Annotated in this window: 3 protein-coding genes; all 3 read left to right on the forward strand. The window is 57.3% G+C overall.

Going from position 1 to position 1,760, the window contains the following annotated elements:
* Positions 1 to 292: response regulator (locus ABL922_RS14830; protein WP_349024979.1), on the forward strand; the 292-nt coding region annotated here is incomplete at its 5' end.
* 160 nt (positions 293 to 452) lie between these two features.
* The gene (locus tag ABL922_RS14835; protein ID WP_349024980.1) at positions 453 to 743 is read left to right on the forward strand and encodes a hypothetical protein; all 291 of its coding nucleotides are present in this window, start codon (positions 453 to 455) and stop codon (positions 741 to 743) included.
* Between the two features lie 43 nt (positions 744 to 786).
* On the forward strand, positions 787 to 1,760 hold a 974-nt coding region (locus ABL922_RS14840), incomplete at its 3' end, for a type IV pili methyl-accepting chemotaxis transducer N-terminal domain-containing protein (RefSeq protein ID WP_349024981.1).

Below are 1,760 nucleotides of genomic sequence, written 5' to 3' on the forward strand. Positions count from 1 at the left end.
AGCTGGCTATGCCGTCCTTGTCGCCAACAGTGGTGAGGAGGGCGTCGAGAAGGCCAAGGCCGAGTTGCCTGACCTGATCCTGATGGACGTGGTCATGCCGGGCTTGAACGGTTTTCAAGCGACGCGCGCCATCACCCGGGATGAATCGACCAAACATATTCCAGTATTCATCTGTACGACCAAAGATCAGGAAACAGACAAGATCTGGGGTATGCGCCAAGGTGCAAAAGACTATCTGGTCAAGCCAGTGAACGGCGCTGAATTGATTTCAAAAATTAAAGCCCTCGGCTAACGCTCGGCTCCGTTCGGTCCGAATCCAGCCATGGCGAGAAAAGTAAGTCTTCGCGAATTTCAGCAGGGGGTTGCTGAACGACTCCGCGATGCGGCATCACGGAAAACAGTTCTTTCGCGGCTGGGGTTTCGCGTCGGCGATGAGAATTGGCTGGTGAATCTTGCCGATGTTTCCGAGGCTGTCGATCGGGCCGGGAACGGAGCGCCGCGTAATTTTAATCGCAGACAAACTCATCGAAGGCTCCGGCTTCGTGGTAAGTCGCATGCTGGGTCTGCACAACCCTGAGCAATTCGTCGCAGAGGTACTGGAAAGTGATCTCGCGCGACCATGGATTCGCGGCGCCTATCGCGACGCGGCTGGCACGCGCTGGTACGAACTGGATCTGTCGGCATTGACCCGCGAGACGCGGTTTCTGGAAGTAGGCATTGGACATGCGGTGGCCACCGCGTAGCGGTGCCACCAACGAACGTATCAAGCAAGCAACGGAGAAGCCCATGGCATTCAAATTACCGTCCTTGACGAACAAGGACAAGGGCAACAAAGCGCCAGTCAAAGTGTCAAGCGGTGCAGGCACGGCCCCGTCCGGCGGCAAGTCGCCCGCTTCTTTTTTTGAGAAACTATTCGGTAAGAAGAAGAGCCCCTTCGGAACACCTGCCGCCGCTGCGGCTAAAGTGCCCGCCATCGCACCCACTACCGATGGTGCGGGTGGCACGACCGCCAGCCAAGCGCGAAAGATCACCGCCGATGTCGCTGGCGCGAAGGTCGCCAAGCCGGCCCTGAAGAAGGGTGGTGCGTTCAACTTGCCGATCATCGGCGATCGTCCGGTCGAACAGCAATTGCCTATCCTGCTCACCATCGCCGCGCTATTCGGCGCATTGACCATCGGTGCGATCTTTCTGGATGCCCGAAACCGCAATAATATTTCGACCTTCACCAACATCACGTCGCAGCTCCAGTACCACTCCCAGCGTCTGGCGAAATCTGCAGGGCTGGCCGCGCGTGGTGATCTGGCGTCATTCCCCCAGCTGCAGGATAGTCGAGACCAGTTTCAGCTCTACCTGAAGGTGCTCAACGACGGCGGTGAAGCGTTTAATACCACCGTTCCAAACGCCAAGATCAGCGAGGAACTCACATCGCGTATAGCCGAGCTATCCAAGCGCTTTTCCGATGGTTATGCGTCAGCCACCGCGATTTTGGCGGCGAAAAATGACTTGACCGAACTCTCTCGCAATATCGCGCAGGTTCGCTCGGGTTCTGAAGAGCTCGCTGAACTTTCGCAAGATCTGACCGGCCTCATGCAGCAATCTGGTGCAACGCCTGCGCAGGTGCTGAAAGTGAACCGCCTGACCTTCCTCTCAGAGCGTCTCGGACGCGGCTCTGCCGAGATTCTGGGCGGCGAGATCATCGATCCGACAGTTCCTTTCCTGATGGGCAAGGACACCAACGATTTTCGCGAGTTGATCAAGGC

It is taken from the genome of Sphingorhabdus sp. (genome assembly GCF_040079335.1).
In the GTDB taxonomy this organism is placed as follows: Bacteria; Pseudomonadota; Alphaproteobacteria; order Sphingomonadales; family Sphingomonadaceae; genus Sphingorhabdus_B.